General features: G+C 48.4%; 11 protein-coding genes. 1 reads left to right on the top strand and 10 read right to left on the bottom strand.

From position 1 onward, the window contains the following. Positions 1-3: 3 nt before the first annotated feature. From LU361_RS05780 to LU361_RS05735, 10 genes are all read right to left on the bottom strand, one after another. Positions 4-2568, bottom strand: a complete 2565-nt coding sequence (locus LU361_RS05780) for a circularly permuted type 2 ATP-grasp protein (protein ID WP_233087864.1) — start codon at positions 2566-2568, stop codon at positions 4-6. Positions 2569-2828: 260 nt separating this feature from the next. Beyond that, complete coding sequence (locus LU361_RS05775) at positions 2829-6239, bottom strand: transglutaminase family protein (protein WP_233087863.1); 3411 nt, start codon at positions 6237-6239, stop codon at positions 2829-2831. 57 nt (positions 6240-6296) lie between these two features. Then, complete coding sequence (locus LU361_RS05770; RefSeq protein ID WP_233087862.1) at positions 6297-7226, bottom strand: alpha-E domain-containing protein; 930 nt, start codon at positions 7224-7226, stop codon at positions 6297-6299. Position 7227: 1 nt separating this feature from the next. Continuing rightward, positions 7228-8682 carry a circularly permuted type 2 ATP-grasp protein gene (locus LU361_RS05765; protein WP_233087861.1) on the bottom strand — a complete coding sequence of 485 codons (1455 nt, stop codon included), beginning with the start codon at positions 8680-8682 and terminating at the stop codon, positions 7228-7230. A gap of 332 nt (positions 8683-9014) precedes the next feature. Then, positions 9015-9737 (bottom strand): proteasome-type protease, encoded by a 723-nt coding sequence (locus LU361_RS05760; RefSeq protein WP_233087860.1) that lies wholly within the window; start codon positions 9735-9737, stop codon positions 9015-9017. A 210-nt stretch (positions 9738-9947) separates the two neighbouring features. Next, the gene (locus LU361_RS05755; protein ID WP_233087859.1) at positions 9948-11006 is read right to left on the bottom strand and encodes a glucosidase family protein; all 1059 of its coding nucleotides are present in this window, start codon (positions 11004-11006) and stop codon (positions 9948-9950) included. Positions 11007-11054: 48 nt separating this feature from the next. Continuing rightward, positions 11055-11777: a class I SAM-dependent methyltransferase gene (locus LU361_RS05750; protein ID WP_233087858.1), complete on the bottom strand. Its 723-nt coding sequence runs from the start codon at positions 11775-11777 to the stop codon at positions 11055-11057. Continuing rightward, a complete protein-coding gene (locus LU361_RS05745) occupies positions 11750-13066 on the bottom strand; it encodes a glycosyltransferase family 4 protein (RefSeq protein WP_233087857.1) in 1317 nt (438 codons plus the stop codon). The genes LU361_RS05750 and LU361_RS05745 overlap by 28 nt, the downstream gene beginning before the upstream one ends. Positions 13067-13339: 273 nt before the next feature. After that, complete coding sequence (locus LU361_RS05740) at positions 13340-15469, bottom strand: TonB-dependent receptor (protein ID WP_233087856.1); 2130 nt, start codon at positions 15467-15469, stop codon at positions 13340-13342. A gap of 77 nt (positions 15470-15546) precedes the next feature. Then, the gene (locus LU361_RS05735; RefSeq protein WP_233087855.1) at positions 15547-15858 is read right to left on the bottom strand and encodes a hypothetical protein; all 312 of its coding nucleotides are present in this window, start codon (positions 15856-15858) and stop codon (positions 15547-15549) included. 471 nt (positions 15859-16329) lie between these two features. On the opposite strand from LU361_RS05735, the gene LU361_RS05730 reads away from it, so the two are divergent. Further along, entirely contained in the window at positions 16330-17316 is a 987-nt protein-coding gene (locus LU361_RS05730) for a glutathione S-transferase family protein (RefSeq protein ID WP_233087854.1), read from the top strand. The last annotated feature ends 2 nt before the right edge of the window (positions 17317-17318 follow it).

The following is a 17318-nucleotide window of genomic DNA, read 5'->3' as shown; positions in this document are numbered from 1 at the left end:
GGGTTAATCCATGTTCCAGGGGTTGCTAACGAGCTGTTGCGGGCCTGCGGTGTGATCGAAATAGACATTGCTGATGGCTACGGCCATGGTTTCCATCAGCTCTTGTACGCGTACCAACAATTGGTCCAGATTGGCTCGGATTGGACTGTCTTCGGAGGTCACCAAAAGCTCGGAGATATCCGCCAGCTGAATGCTTGAAATCGCTTCAATTAAGGCGCGATTCTCTCGGCTCAATTCCGGTTTGGCGGCGTCGTTGTTGGGCAGATTCTCCAACAGTAATTCAACGTGAGTGAGCTGATACATGAGCGAGCGCGGATTGCTGCGATCGAGCATCAAGGTCGCCAAAACATTGTATAGACTGGCGTCGTTGCGGAAGCGGCGGCGGAAGGTGTTTAAGCCCTCGGTGGTAATTAAGATTGCCTCGGAGCAAATCGATTGCGACTCGTCGTTTTGAGAAACCGGCACAATCAACGACCGCATTAGGGTGGTTAATTGATAGATTTTTTCAAGGCCGCGACCGATTTCTAGGAAGTGCCAAGTCATGCCGCGAAACATACTTTCATTGAACAAACCGGCGAGTGCGAGTAGGGCGGTTACCAGCGGATCGAGCGCTTCTTCAGGCGCTGAATTAATACTGGTTTTCAGGTTGCGATGCAGGGCGAGGATTTCATCGTCGATGTCGTTGAACACTCGCTGAGTATCGGACGACAGCATTTCACGAACTTCGCTGGCAGAGCGCAACATTGCTTTTAAGCTCGCAGTGACGCTGCCGGGGCGATTTTCGTCGAGAATCACGCTCATCAGCTCGGCTTCAGGGTTATCGAACACCGTTTGATTAGCTTCGGTAAATCCTGGGTAAGTCATGGTGAGCTGGGTAACCGAATACAGCAAGAGCCGTTCTGCTTCGTCGGGTAATTGATGAGCGCCGTTGAGCTGGACAAAGACGGTTCGCAGTAACCGCAAAGCCATATCGGCGCGTTCACTGTAGCGGCCCGCCCAAAATAAGTTTTCCACCACGCGGCTGGGCAAGCTGATGTCGATCGTGCGATTGGCTTGGGAGAGCCCGGTCGATACCGCCTGTGTGTCTTCGTTTTTGCCGCATTGAATCCAGGTGTCTTTACTCACCGCGCCTAGCTGATTGGTAATAAGCTGGTCGTGAGCGTTGGCGGCGGATCGAGTCAACCCGCCGGGCATTACTTGGTAGCCGTTGTCATTGGCGACGGCAAAAGCGCGCAGAGCAAAGGGTCGCGGTTGCAAGGTTTTGTCTCGCCAGCACGGACTTTGCGCAGGTTGCACATAATCTTGTGCCACGTAGCTTTGCGGCGATTGTCGAATACTGGCGGCCAGAGCCGATAATTCGTTGTCTGATAGATTGCTGCCGTAAATGGCGCTGGAATCAAACTGGCGGTGGGCGTGTTTGATTCGTAAGTTACGTAAGTTATTGATTACGTAGTTAAAATCGTCGTTGTCGCCGCACCAATACGTAGGTGCGCTGGGCAAACTCAACTCGCGACCGAAAAAGTGGCGACTGATATCGGGCAAATACCGCATCAGGGCGCCACTTTCTAAAATACCGCTGCCGAGTGGGTTGGTGACCGACACATTGCCTGCGCGAACCACTTCCAGCAGTCCCGCCACACCCAATTGAGAATCGCCGCGAAGTTCTACGGGGTCGCAGTAACTGTCGTCAACGCGGCGAATGATCACGTCGACTCGCGACAATCCATCCAAGGTTTTCATCCAGACATAACCTTTGCGCACGGTTAAATCTTTACCTTGAACCAATGGATAGCCCAAATAATTGGCGAGTAGCGCGTGTTCGAAGAAGGTTTCGCTGTAGGCGCCGGGAGTAAGAATCACCACGCGAGGTGATTCACCGCTGGCGAGATTTTTTTCCGGCGCGATGCGCAGCATTTGTTCGCGCAGAGTATTAAAAAAGCTGCGCAGCATGCGAACGTTTTGTTCGCGGAAAATAATGGGGAACACCCGCTGCATTACCAAGCGGTTTTCCAGCGCATAACCGCTGCCCGAAGGTGCTTGGGTTCGATCGCCAAGCACGGCGATATCGCCATTGGGGCCGCGCACGAGATCGGCGGCGTAAAAAGTCAGCTGGTGAGCGCCTGGAATGTAGGTGCGGTGACAGGCGCGGATAAAACCTGGGTGATTGTAGATGACTTCCGGTGGCACGATGCCCCGGCGAATGATTTCCTGATTGCTGTAGATGTCTTTAAGCACGAAATCCAACAGTTGAGCGCGTTCAATCAGCCCTTGCTCGATGGCGAGCCACTCGTGTGGTGCCAATACCATCGGTACCGGATCGAGTCCCCAAATAGAGGTGCCACCGCTGGCGTTATAGATGGCGCCGTCATCGCGCAGGATACGCTGAATTTTCGTTGTCCGCTCGAGCAAACCCTGACGCGTCAAATCGTGGTAATTGGTCATCAGGTTTTGCCAGTGGGATTTAAACTGGCCACTGCCATCCAACGATTCGTCTTGCGCGCCACCGTGATAGGTCAGTGGTTGCGGGTCACTGGGGATGTTGGTCTGTTGAGATTGCTGCTGCGACATAATGGGTTTTTGCTCAGGCGATCTTGTTCAGAAGATTTGTCCAAAAGACAAAAACGGGCTCGTGAGTGAGCCCGTTCTCCGTTGGCGTCAGGCAAGTTCTGATTTGCTGAGGCCCGTCATAAACTAATCTTGCGAATCATTATTCAGCAGATAGCTGATACATTCAATGTCGTTATATCAATTCACTATTTGCACAAGGTTAGTTTGTACCGTCAATGAATGACTATTACAGAGTATAGTAGCTTCTGCTGATAATGGTTTTATTGCGATTTCCTGAGATCTAACGTGTACGGGTACTCATCGGTGGGTTCTTCCGGCGGCGGTGCCATTGGTCGCGGTGGTTCATTGTTGGGGAAGAATTCGCGAATCGCATCGTACTCTGGACGCGGTGTGAATGGCCCTTGAGTGTGGTTAAAGTCTTCAAAGCGATTGGTGCGCCGTGTTTCTGCGGCCATCGCGTTGACCGGGTAGTCGTCGTAGGAGCGGCCACCTTGGTGGCTGACGTGATAAGTGCAACCGCCGATGGCGAGGCCGTTCCAGGTATCGATCAAATCAAACGTCAGCGGCGCGTGAATGCCAATGGTTGGGTGCAGCGCAGATGGCGGCGCCCAAGCGCGGTAGCGAACACCGGCAACGTATTCACCGTGGCGACCCGTGGATTTCAGCGGCACGCGACGGCCATTACAGGCGACTACGTAACGGCTGTCGGTCAGGCCGCGCACTTTAATTTGCAAGCGTTCCACAGAGCTGTCGACATAGCGAGCGGTGCCAAAGCTGGAAATTTCTTCGCCGAGCACGTGCCAAGGCTCAATCGCCCAACGCAATTCCATCTCGATATCATCAATTTGCACACGACCATAATGGGGATAACGGAATTCCTCAAATGGCGCCAGCCAATGTAGCTGGAATGGGTAACCGTGACGGTTGAGATCATCGACTACGTCTTTCATGTCTGCCCACGCGTAATGAGGCAGCATAAAGCGATCGTGCAGTTCCGTGCCCCAACGCACTAACGGTTTGCGGTAGGGCTCTTTCCAAAAGCGAGCAAGCAGTGTGCGAATCAACAGCGCTTGCACCAGTGCCATGTGTTCGTGCGGCGGCATTTCGAAACCGCGGAATTCCAAAATGCCTTGGCGACCACTGGCGCTGCCTGGCGAGTAGAGCTTGTCGATACAGAATTCGGCGCGGTGAGTGTTGCCGGTAATGTCCACAAGCAGGTTGCGCATCAAGCGATCCACCAACCAAGGCTGAGCGACTTCACCATCGGGCATTTGCTGGAAAGCAATTTCCAGCTCATACAGCATTTCGTCGCGGCCTTCGTCCACGCGCGGCGATTGCGACGTTGGGCCGATAAACATGCCAGAGAAAATGTAAGACAACGAAGGATGGTGCTGCCAGAAGGTGATAAAGCTGCGCAGAATATCTGGGCGGCGCAACAGTGGGCTATCGGCGGGAGACAATCCCCCTAGGGTGATGTGATTGCCGCCGCCAGTGCCGGTGTGGCGACCGTCGACCATAAAGGCATCGGTGCCAAGGCGCGATTTAAAGGCTTCTTCGTATAAGGCTGTGGTGTTATTCACCAGTTCTTGCCAGGACTTCGACGGATGAATGTTCACCTCGATCACGCCTGGGTCTGGGGTGACTAACAGCTTTTGTAGGCGGAAATCTTTTGGCGGCTCGTAACCTTCGATAACTACCGGTAATTTCAGCTCTTTGGCGGTTTCTTCGATCGCGTTGATTAAGGCGACGTAGTGCTCAAGATACTGCAGCGGCGGCAGGAACAAATAAAGTTTGCCATCGCGGGGCTCCACGCAAATACACGTGCGCAGGGTTTTCACCCAGTGTTGATAGAGATCGTCCTTATTGTCGGCCTCAAGCAGTTCTTCCGGTTTGGCGTCGGCGCCAATGGTCATTAATTTGCGTGGCCCTGGGCTGATTTGGCCGTATTCGTCGGAGTAAATGTAAGGCGCGGTGATTTGCTTTTCGCGCTCCTCAAACGGGTCGCGCTCTGGTTCTTGATGCAGCTTGAGAATTTTTTCATCCAGAGTTGGCAAGGAATCCAATGGCAGACGGAAACCCATGGGCGAGTCACCCGGAATCAGCGCTAAATGCCCGCGACGGAATTCCCATTGGGTGCTCATCCAGCAGCTGTTGCCGTAATCCCAGGCGACCGGAATGGCGTAACCGGTAACGGTGTTTAAGCCGCGCCGAAGTAATTTCGCCAAGCGCTTGCGCTCAAGGTTATCGGATAAATCCGCTTTCAGGGGATCGAGATCAACTGGCAATTGTTCTTCTAAATCTAAGTAGTGCAGGGCGTCTTCAAACGCCGGTTGGATGTATTGTTCATCCAACCCTAATTTTTCGGTCAGCGCTTTGGAAAACTGTTGTGCGTCTTCTGGCCCAAAGCCGTAATCGTGATCCACCCGCGCCAGCAACTCGGGATCATTCCAAAGAGGTTTGCCATCTAAACGCCAAAATACGCCCAAGGCCCAACGGGGAATTTCTTCACCGGGATACCACTTGCCTTGGCCGTAATGCAACAGACCGTTGGGGGCGAAACGCTCTCGCAAACGCAGTAATAAATCCTTCGCCAGTTTTAATTTGTCGTCGCCGAGGGCGTCGGTATTCCACTGGGCGGATTCCATATCGTCGACAGAAACAAACGTCGGTTCGCCGCCCATGGTGAGGCGAACGTCGTTTTGGTTGAGTTCTTCGTCGACTGCTTTACCCAGTGCTTGAATCGCTTGCCAGTCTTCTTGTACGTAAGGTTTGGTTACGCGTGGATCTTCGTGAACGCGGAAAACTTCGTTGCTGAATTCGAACTCAACTTCGCATTTATCAATGGCACCGGTAACCGGTGCAGCAGAAACAGGGTGTGGCGTGCACGCCAGGGGAATATGCCCTTCGCTGGCAAACAAGCCAGAGGTTGGATCGAGGCCAATCCAACCTGCGCCCGGTAAATACACCTCGCACCAGGCGTGTAAATCGGTGAAGTCTTGTTCGGGTCCAGACGGGCCGTCGAGGGATTCTTTATCCGACGTCAGCTGCACCAAGTAACCTGAGGTGAAGCGTGCGGCCAATCCTAAATGGCGAAGAATTTGTACCAGCAGCCAAGCGCTGTCGCGGCAGGAACCTTTTTTAATTTCGAGCGTTTTTTGGCAGCTCTGAACGCCGGGTTCCATGCGAATGTTGTAGTCGATTTCTTGCTGTAAGCGCGTGTTGAGTGCCACCAAAAAATCGATGCTGCGAACAGATTCGTCTGTGTCGACGGATTCTAGCCATTGTTTCAGCAATGGGCTGTCGTGTTCTTCGGTTTCTAAATAGGGTTTTAATTCGCTGAGCAATTGCTCGTCGTATTTAAATGGAAATTCTTCGGCGTATTCTTCAACGAAAAAATCGAAGGGGTTGATCGCCGTCATGTCGGCGATAACTTCGACTTCAAACGCCAGTTCTTTGGTTAATTCTGGAAATACCAAACGCGCTTGGAAGTTGCCGAACGGGTCTTGTTGCCAATTTAAAAAATGATCTTGCGGCAGAATTTTTAACGAGTAACCGTGAATTTTTGTGCGTGAGTGCGGCGCCGGTCGCAGGCGCAAAATATGGGCGCCGACATTAATCGGGCGATCGAATTTATAGTGCGTTTTATGGAGCAGCTTGACGCGAATCGTCATGTTGAATTCCTTGCTGAATCAGGCAGCTTTAGCGCAGCCAACGCCGCGCAAGTTCCGTTAATCTCGGGCAAACCAGTTGTTGCAGACTTGTAGGTGAAGGTCGCCGATGGCGAGCTGCAGATCGTTTAGGTAATTACGAAAATCTGCGCCTAAGTCGTCTTCTTCTTCGATGGTATAAACGGGTAAATCCGTTTTAACGGGTTGTTTTCTACCAGAGGCTTGTGAAAGATTTGTGGCTGCCTGTTTGATTTGATCGCTGCAATAGGCGACCGATCTTGGCAACAGCACTTCGTCCAGTAGGAATCGAGCCACATCACTGCCGCGAACCGTGGATTTCACCGCGCGTCGGTAACTCATGTAAGCACCCTGGGAGCGCAACACGTTGCCCCAAATTAATTGCGCTGGGTTTGAGGTTTTAAAGATTTTATTGTTTTCTAAAACCGCAGCACCGGCATCGAGAATGCGCGTGGTCATATCGGCGCGCTCTATGTTGCGACCGAGTTTTAAAAATTGCCAGGCTTCGTCGCGAATTAAGGTTCCGGTTAACAGGCCGTTGAGTGCTTGGGAACGCTCGATAATTTCAGTGAGAAATTCGTGGCGAAGGGCACGGCGAAGACCGTCTTTTGCGTGCTTGGTGACGTAAATATTTAATTCGTTAACCTGCTCCCAGGCCGCCGGTGGAATCACATCGCGCGTGGTGCGCAGGTTTTCTCGAACGGCGTTAATGGCAGAGGTAATCGAGCTTAAATTGTCGTCATCAACGACTAAGAATTTAACTACGTTGCGTTCGTTTTGAACTTTGTAACGGCGGTTATAAGTTTCTGCGGCGCTGTTTAAATCGATTAAATTAAACCAGCTGATGTCTAATAAATCTTTGGGTAAATCGTAGAGAAGATTGTCGTACACGCTGATTAAGCGCGCGGTATTTTCGGCGCGCTCTAGGTATCGAGCCGCCCAATAAAGTCTTTCTGCAACACGGGATAACATCTTAAGCGCCCTCCGAATCCACAATCCACGTATCTTTACTGCCGCCGCCTTGGGACGAGTTTACGACCAACGAGCCTTTCACCATAGCAACACGGGTCAGCCCGCCGGTGGTGACGTACAAATCTTTGCTCTGCAAAATAAATGGTCGCAAATCCAAATGGCGGGGTTCGGGGTTATCGCTGCCAACCAATGTGGGGGCAGTGGATAACGCAAGCGTGGGTTGGGCGATGTAATTGCGTGGATTTTCTTTAATTAATTTAACGAATTTATCTTGGTCTTTTTTCGTGGAATGCGGGCCAACCAGCATACCGTAACCACCGGATTCGTTTGCCGGTTTTACCACAAGCTCGGCAATGTGTTCGATAACGTAATTGCGATCGTCTTCGTTTTCGCACAAATAGGTGGGTACGTTGGGAATTAACGGTTTTTCATCGAGATAATATTCGATGATTTTCGGGACGTAAGCGTAAATCACTTTGTCATCGGCGACGCCGGCACCGGGTGCGTTGGCCAGGGCAACGTTGCCTTTTTTCCAGGCGCGCATTAAACCCGGTACGCCGAGCAGTGAATCTTTATCGAAAACTTCGGGGTCGATAAACATATCGTCAATGCGGCGATAAATAACATCGACTCTTTCGCGCCCTCTAATGGTGCGCATGTAAACGCAATCGTCACTATCAACGAGCAAATCGGAGCCTTCGACTAACTCCGCACCCATTTGTTGCGCTAAAAATGCGTGCTCGAAATAAGCAGAATTATAAATTCCCGGTGTAAGCACGACGATTTCAGGCTGTTTTACTTTTCTCGGCGATAGTGCCGCGAGCATATCGAATAAGCGCGATGGGTAGTCATCTACCGGGAGCACGTTTTCTCGGCCAAATACTTCCGGTAAAACCCGTTTTGTAATGGCGCGGTTCTCAAGCATGTAAGAAACACCGGAGGGAACTCGCAGATTATCTTCGAGCACGTACATCTTGCCATCACCGTCACGCACCAAATCAGAGCCGCAGATGTGCGCCCAGACACCAAAAGCGGGCTTCACACCGACGCATTCGGGGCGGAAGTTTTTCGAATTTTCAATTAGGTAGCTCGGCACAATGCCGTCTTTAATGATGGCTTGTTCGTGGTAAATATCGTTGATGAAAAGGTTGAGTGCGCGCAAGCGTTGTTTTAAGCCAAGGGCAATTTGGTTCCACTCTTTGGCGGGAATAATCCGAGGAATAATGTCGAATGGCCAAGCTCGATCAATGTTGCCTTCGTCGGTGTATACGGTGAAGCTCACGCCCATGTCTTGGACGGTCGCATCGGCGAGTTGTCGGCGTTTATTCAGTTCGTCGACACCAAGTTTACTCAAATAGGTTGCTAAACGCTTGGCGGGTTGCCTGGGATTGCCACGACTATTGATCAGTTCGTCGTATAAATTTTCGCACTCGTAGTCTTTCCATTTGATACTCATTGCGAGCTTTGCTCCTGTGGCCCAATAATTTTTGTGTTTTTGTTTGTCATGAAAGCTCTCAAGCTTTCCGATTGGGGATTCGATCTTGTTGTATTTGGTTGCCTGGAATTTATATTCATCAGTCAACTTTAAATAGTGGTAAGGATGTCATATTGACAAAAAGTGATGTTGATTTAATTCTGGTTAAACAAAAGTTTTGCATAGAAAAATATCTCGTTTAGCGCCTCAATGCACTAAAAATATGCGGAGCAGATTCTATGCCACTCGAAGAAAAGAAAGATTTCGGAAATATTATAAAAATATTTCCGAATGGGGCTTGCAGGCGGGAAAATTTAAATTTTGGGTGTGGGCAGTTCTTCCAGAAGTTGCTTGAGTCCGTTCGACCAATACTGGCGCATGTTCAGAAGGTCTTCGTCGTACTCCTCAATACGGCGGTATCGGCTTAAATCGTAGCTGTCTTTTTCGTAGAGTAAGATATCCATCGGCAGACCCACAGACAGGTTACTTTTGATGGTTGAATCCAGCGAAATTAAGGTCGAATTTAAGGCTTGCTCCAACGGCAGATCGTAGCGAATGGTTCGATCAATAATAGGTTTGCCGTATTTGTGCTCGCCAATCTGGAAGTAGGGGGTTTCGCGCGTGGCTTCGATAAAATTGCCCTGCGGGTAAATCATAAATAGTCGTGGGCGTTCGCCTTTAATTTGGCCGCCGAGCAAAAGGTTGCTGGAAAAATCCCCGAGTTTATCCGATTCATTATGCGCGGATTCTTGAATGATATCGTAGAGAATTCTTCCTGCGTGTTTGGCGCAATCAAACAGTGAGTCTTTGCTGAGAAGATTGTCTTCTTCGAGTTCTATTTCGCGCCTCAGTGATTCGATCAGGTGTTGGCTGGTTGCCAAATTTCCTGAACACAAAATTGCGATGGCGTGTGTGGAGCCGTTAGAAAACGTAAATAGCTTTTTGTACGTTGAAATATGATCAACCCCGGCATTGGTACGAGTGTCGCCGCCAAATAAAAGTCCTTTGTCTAGGTTGATTGCAATGCAATAGGTCATAGAGATTTCTCTGGCCAATGTTTTCTCTAAGTATAGGAAGTTTATGTTACCTTCGCTATCAACAAGCCAGTTGAAAATCAGTATTAAAAAGAAATGAATAAAGTAAGCGTTGGCTATCGAGAAGTGGTTGAGGCTATTTTGCCAACGCAAATTAACGTTTTTGACTGCTCTTTTCTAAAGAAAAACACAGCCTAATAAAACGTAAAAAGTTTAGCGGATTAATATTTCATGGCCGTTACTGAGTTGAAATAACGCATCAGCGGCTAGCAAGATTGCTCCGGCGGTCCAAGTGGTTTTTTCCTTTGGCCACAGGCTCATGTCTCGTGTGACAATGCCGGTCCAAAACCCTCCGTCTGACGAATCTTGTAAAGACAGTAATTGTTGAAACAGTTGCTGGGCTGTTTCGGTTTCTTCTAAATAAAGCAGCGCGAAAATTAATTCGCAGGTTTCTGCAGTGGTTACCCAGGGTTCGTCACTGACGCAGCGACAACCCAAGTTGTCGACAACGAACTCTTGCCAGCGAGATTCAAGGCGTGTTTTTGCGGCCGTTTTTGTTAACGCGCCGCAAAAAATCGGGTAGAACCAATCCATTGAAAATCGAGTTTTCGGTTCCCAGGTTCTGTCAAAACGATGGGGTTTATTGCTTAATGCGTTTTGTAATTTCTGATAACTGTGATCGAAATAGTTCGACGGAAAATTAAGTGTGCGAGCTAATAAGCTTGCACAGGACAAACTTTTTAAAATTGAGCTGCAAGCGGTAATGAGCGCATCTTCTTGCACGTCATTGTTGGAGTTAACTGCCCAGTTGAATTCTCCCTCGGGAGTTTGTAGTGGCAGGATAAAATCGAAAGCCGCTTCAACACGTGGGTAAAGTTCGCGGATAAATTCTACATCCTGTGTGCACAAATAATAATGCCAAAGGCCGGTGGCAATGTAGGCTGCGTGATGGGTTTGTTTTAATGTGGCTGTGTTGGCTGCGTATTCCCCGTGGGAATTTTTATGGTATTCACTGTACCAGCTGCCGTCTCTCTCTTGGTTGTGTACCAACCATAAATAAGCACGTTGTGCCTCGCGATATTTTCCAGCAACCGTTAATCCCATCGCCGCTTCAATATGATCCCAGGGGTCGGCAAAGTGGCCGTCAAACCAAGGTATTGCGCCCGTTGGTGACTGTTGGCTCATAATATATTTCGCCGCTTTTGTTAATGCGGGTGATAATTGTTGGGTCGCAGATTGTTGTATCGCAGATTGCTGTATTGTTATTGTCAAAGCGTGCTCGTTGAATTCATTTTATAAGTTTATTAGAGATGCTGAGTGTCAACTGGCTGTAAAATAATAAACGGAGCTTTTCCCCATCCAGGGGTTTAAAAGCTTTTCTAGCGTGCGCGTTAATTTTGGTTTTTCCATTAAATCCCAAACTAAAAAGTCGTGGTATTTTTTTACGATTGGCTGATTGGGCTGGTGCCAAAAAGCGCATTTTAACCACCAGTAAGGTGCGTGTAAGGCGTGAGCGCCGTGACTTCTGTAGTGATCAAATCCGAGTTCGCGAATTTCTCGAACTAAGGTAATGTGATTAAAAATACGAACGTGTCCGCCTTCGACTTGTGCGTATTCTTCGGCGAGCTGCCAACAAATCCATTCTGGCCAGCGTCTGGGAATGCTGATTGCCAATCTGCCATTGGGCTTTAGTATTCGACGAATTTCTTTTAGTACCGATAAATAATCGTGAATGTGCTCCAAGACTTCGGAGCAAATAATGACATCAATACTGTTGTCGGCAAAAGGCAATTGTGAACCATTGGCGTTAAGCCAGTGGCTGGGTTCTAATTCGGGTAAACCAATTTGCTGGTGAAAATCGTTGGTTTCCCGCCATTTTTCTTGAGCTTTAATTAAATCTTGAAATCCGAGATCCACACCAATAACGGTTATTGGCAATTGTTGGTTGCATGCGCCAATACAGTGGCGGCCTTCGCCACAACCCAAGTCCAGCCAGATTTGACCTTGTTCAGGCTTTAAATATGAATATTCGACGGTGTGCATGATTTTTCAGAATAATGCTCAAGCATGGTTTCGTAGAGTTTGGAAAATTCGAGTGCGCAATTGTGCCAGCTAAAATGCTGTTCAATGCGTTTTCGGCCGGCGACTTCTAAATAGTGGCGTTTTGCAGTGTTTGTTAATAATTCTTCGATGGCAAGACTGAGTTGGTGCTCATCGCCCGCGGCCACTATTTTTCCGGCATTACCCACGATTTCTGGCAAGGCGCCGGCGTTGGTGGTGATAACCGCAGTGGCACACGCCATGGCCTCTGCTGCAGGTAAACCAAAACCTTCGTACAGTGATGGTGTGACGGCAACGCAGCTTGAGTTGTACAGCTTGACCAATTCTTGCGTGGAAATATTCGAGCGAAATGTAATGTACTTTTTAAGTTGGTGTTGATCAATAATTTGAGCACATTCGCTGCCGGGTTTGAATTCACCAATTAACACCAAATGTGCGGCAGGTATTTTTTTGATAATTGCCGCAAGCGCCAACAATAAATATTTTTGCCCTTTTAATGGCTGATCGGACGAGGCGGTAGAAATAATTCTACCAGGAACTTTTTCTTCCGATAACTTTTTAAATGTGTCGATATCAATGCCGTTGGCGACAATGTGTGTATTTTCTTGGGGACGATTAAATTCATTAAAAATATCGTGCTGCGATTGTTTCGATACAGTCGCCACGTGATGCAATTTTTGGCTGACCTTGATTTGCATGCTTAAAAAACGATACCAACGCTTGGTAGCGAGTTTCATAAACCAATGATCTTGGGCGTCAACGGCAAGGTTTCGGTCGCGCGTAATTGGATGATGAATAGTGGCAATGACTGGAATACCCGCTTTTTGCAAGGTAATTAGGCCGTGTCCTAAGCATTGGTTGTCATGAACAATGTCATAATTTGACCGGTGCTTTAATAAGTATTTTGCCGCTCGACGACTGAAAACATAAGGCTCTCCAAAACCGCCGGTCATTTTCGAACCGTACTCGTACAAATCGCTCACACTTAAAAAATGTTTCCAGCGAAGTTCACGCATAGGGTCAGCACTGGCGTACAAATCCAGGCTTGGAATTTTGATAAGGCGAATATTGTCGTCAAGCTCAGGATATGGTGGTCCGCTGAGGACATCTACGGTGTGGCCGAGCTTGGCGAGTGCACGGCTTAAATATTTTAAATAAATTCCTTGGCCGCCGACGTGAGGGTCACTGCGATAACCTAGCAGCGCAATGCGTCTTGGCGTAATTACCGATGATGCGCTGAATGATTCGGGAATGGGTTCGTGCAGATTCATAGTGCCAACAGATTTATAGTGCCAACAGATTTATAGTGCCAATGCGATGTTATTTTTTTAGGGCGTTGTCACGCTTGGGTTGTATCTCGCTTTGGAAAGAGCCGCCGAACACGTAGAGCGCTTATCTTTTAAGCAACAGATAGACTGGGTTTTAATGTTGGCGCATTGTAATGGCAAGGAGACGTCTCGCCAAATGTTGACGATTTTTAATGGCGAAAATAAAAACTCCCCGCAGTGCGAGGAGTTTTTGAGACCGGTATAAGTGGCAAGGAATTAGAAGTTCACGCGAACGCCTAAATCAAAACCAATACCTGGGGCTGGAGCGGAGTCTTTCGTGAACGAGGTATGGTCACGAATGTCTTCGTCTAAGAGGTTGTTGCCCTTGGCGAATACAGCCCAATTGCCAGCGCCAGTTGGGATTTTGTATTCAACGTAGGTTTCAAGCAACGTGTAACCGTCGGTTTCAGTTTCGTTTTCGCCGGTACGAGTTTGATCGGCAACATCAACCAAACGCAAAGATGCGTTCCACTGAGTGCTTACCCAACTTAATTCCGCACCAATGCGTGCAGGCGCTAAACGCGGTACATCGTTGTTGTCGTCAAGTTCGGCTTCAACGTAGTCACCGAATAAAATGATATCCAAGTGGTGGTTTTCAGCATCGATGATGTGGTGGGTAAGTGATGCCTCAACCCCAATAAACTCAGCGTCTTGCTGTTCGTAAACAACAATTTCTGGGTCGTCGGTGAAATCAGCAAAGATGTAATCGCTGATGTCGTTGTAGTAAAGGTTGAATTCACCCGTCCAGCTACCGGAATGTTTTAAGATGCCCAATTCAATGTTGGTGCTGGTTTCGGTATCAAGATCTGGGTTGCCCACTTCAATTCGGCGAGTCGCGGCGTGTTCAACCAACTCGTCTTCTGCTGGGTTTGTACAGGTGCTGCCGTCAACGTTGGAGAACAATTCGATTTCAGTTGCGGCACGTTCAGAAAGGCTGGTGGAGAACCAAATGTTGGTTGATTCAGTCAGCTTACGAAGTACAGAGCCCGACGCGCTGAAGGTAGTTTCGGATTGGTCACAGCTGCTCGATAGCTCGGTATCGCTGCTTTCTACTCGTGCGCCAACTTCATAGATGTAATCGCCACGCTCTAGTGTTTCTAGGGCGAAAATACTGAACGAGGAAATATCGGTTTCACCGATAAAGCCTTCGGCACCTTCTGCGCCAAATTCACGATCCTGAACCTGTAGGCCGATGATACCGTCCCAACCAGCAACCGGTGCGTGGTTGATGGTGAAGCGAGAGTCAAAACCTTCGTTGGAGAAAACGGTACCTGGACCCTCTTCTTCCTCTTCCTCACCCTCTTCGCCTTCTTCCTCTTCTTCAGGCTCGATTTCGATTTCTTGGTGTTCGTAGTCAGTGAAACCAATGTGCGCGGTGAAAGACTCAACCCAGCCTTCGAATTCTAAGCCAAGTTCGAATTCATAGCGGGTTTGCTCTAGGTCGATTCGAATGTCGACGCCTTCTTCATCGCTGACCCCTGGAGGTGCCGCAGGCAAGCCGTATTCTTGTTCCAAATCGCTAACAGAGAAACCAAAGTAGCCGGTATCAAAAACGTAAGAGCCACCAGCGGTTAGATTGGTGCTGTCTGAGTCTGAGTTGCCTAAGGTGCCGCGACGCGCTTCATCTTGGAATGGCGGTAGAAATGTCGATTCTGGAATTTCGTAATCGTTAGACTCGTAGTAAGTGCCGTCTACGTGGAAAGCAAATTGCTCAACGCCACCGTCGATAGCCAATGAGCTGGTGTCTTGGTCGTTGTATGTGCTGTGCTTTTGTAAGAATTGGATTTCAGTTTCTTCTGGAACGGCTTTAGGAATGCGGTTATCGAGAACGTTAACCACACCACCAATGGCGCCGTTTCCGTATAAAAGCGTTGCTGGTCCGCGAAGTACTTCGATTTTTTCAGCGGCAAAAGGCGAAATGCCGTTGGCGTGATCCGGGCTTGCTGCGGCGGCATCAAGAACGGCGATGTTATTTTGAAGAACGCGCACACGGTTGCCAGATTGGCCACGAATAATCGGTTGGCCAACGTTGGTGCCAAAGGTGCCGGATTGAACGCCTGGAAGAGAACTTAAGGTTTCACCCAATGAATTTTTAGTGGCCGCTCTCAATGCGTCGCCGCTGATGATGCTCACTGGCAGTGCAGTATCTTGACGGCTTTTGTCGAGCGCGCCAGAAACGATAACTTCTTCAATGTCTTTGTGAACGCCGTGGCCTTCGGTCGCGATTGCCGCTGCGGATAAACCTGAGACTAAAACCGCAGTAGCGGTGCGAATGCTTTTTGATAACAAGTTTTTACGCAATTGTTTGCCGAGCACAGAGCGGCTCAAGCCTTGGTTGTGATTCATGACTTATTTACTCGAATTCATTTAATAGAACACCACGGTTTACGCACGGTGGTGAGTTGTTGATTGTGATGATGGTTTTAAGAGGAGAAATTCGCAGGGGGTGCACGTATTGCCGCAAATTCGGATGAATTTTTGTTGGTGCAGTGATTTGAAAATAAAGGTGAGTCGCTCAGTGCCGTAGGCGGCATGAATTCAGGCGGTGGTGCAGGAAGCGCTGCGGCACAGGAGGCATAGACACACAATTCGCATGTGTGTTCTTCTGCGGCGTCTACATCAGTATGGCTGACAAGGTGGTGAGCACACACTAACTTTGAGAGTAAAAACAATAATATCAGGCAGATTGCACGAACGGCTGGCTTGGTAATTCCGGCTGGGCGTTGAGCTGTCATTGATAAATGTGTGCAGTGCTGATGATATTGATTAGCGTGAGCTTGAAAGACGAATGAAAATTACAAATACTTAATTCTCATTTCTATTTATATAATGTTATATAGTAACATTATTGAAGGTTAATGTAATTGTTTCGTCCAATTTGTTCTATCGACACATGGTTGTGTTGTTCTCTGCTCTGAAATCCCTCCTCAGCTTGTTGTCATCTCTGTGCGATCAAAACGTGTGAATTCATAAAGTTATTCATAATATTTGAATTTGGTGAATTTTTATTGATCACTGAGAAAAGATTAAGTTTTTTGTTTGGCAGATTTAAATCATATTTAACAATGATTTAAATGAATTAGTGTTTCTCGCGACTTTTAGGTTGGTCAAATTTATCGAATATCACCCTTAAAACTGCTTGCTGTTGTCGGCAGTTATATCTGACTAGGATTGCCGCAACTGAAATACAGGTAAGCGGAGCATTTATGGGTCTTTTGGTCGATGGGCAATGGCAAGATAAATGGTATGACACGACAAAAAGTGGCGGCGCGTTTGTTCGCGAACGAGCGAGCTTTCGCAACTGGATAACAGCCGACGGTACTCCTGGCCCAACCGGAGACGGTGGCTTTAAAGCCGAAGCCGGTCGTTATCATCTCTACGTTGCAATGGCTTGCCCTTGGGCTAATCGGGCGCTGATTTTTCGGGCGTTGAAAGGCCTGGCTGATTTGATCAGCGTTTCGGTTGTGCACCCTGACATGCTCGGCGATGGCTGGACATTTGATCGTCTGGGGCCTTCTCGTGGCGATGACTTGTATAACAGTGATTTTTTGCACGAGATCTACACTCGCGCTGATCCTAATTTCACGGGTAGGGTTACCGTTCCGGTACTGTGGGATAAGCGCAATCAGACCATTGTTAATAATGAGTCCGCAGACATCATTCGAATTTTCAACTCCGCCTTCAATGAATTAACGGGAGATACAACGGACTATTATCCCGAGTCTCTGCGTTCAGAAATCGATGAGTTGAATGCGGTCATTTATGAAACGGTCAATAACGGTGTTTATCGAGCCGGTTTTGCGACAACTCAGTCGGCCTATGAAGAAGCATTTCATTCTTTATTTAAGACGCTTGATGAATTGGATCAGCGTTTAGAGAAAAGTCGCTACCTGACGGGCGAGCAAATTACCGAGGCAGACTGGCGTTTGTTTACCACCTTGGTCCGCTTTGACGACGTTTATGTGGGGCATTTTAAGTGCAATAAACAGCGTATTGCCGACTACAACAATTTATCGGGTTATCTGCGTGAGTTGTATCAATTTCCGGGTATTGCAGAGACAGTCGATTTTGAACAAACCAAGCGCCACTACTATTACAGTCATAAAACCATTAATCCGTCGGGTGTTATTCCTGTGGGTCCCGACTCAAATCTCTTGCTGGATCATGGTCGCAGTCATCTTCGTTCAAGTTAAAT

It is taken from the genome of Sessilibacter corallicola, assembly GCF_021290925.1.
In the GTDB taxonomy this organism is placed as follows: domain Bacteria; phylum Pseudomonadota; class Gammaproteobacteria; order Pseudomonadales; family Cellvibrionaceae; genus Sessilibacter; species Sessilibacter corallicola.
Note: the sequence above shows the minus strand (reverse complement) of the source record. Positions and strands in the feature narration are given on the sequence as shown.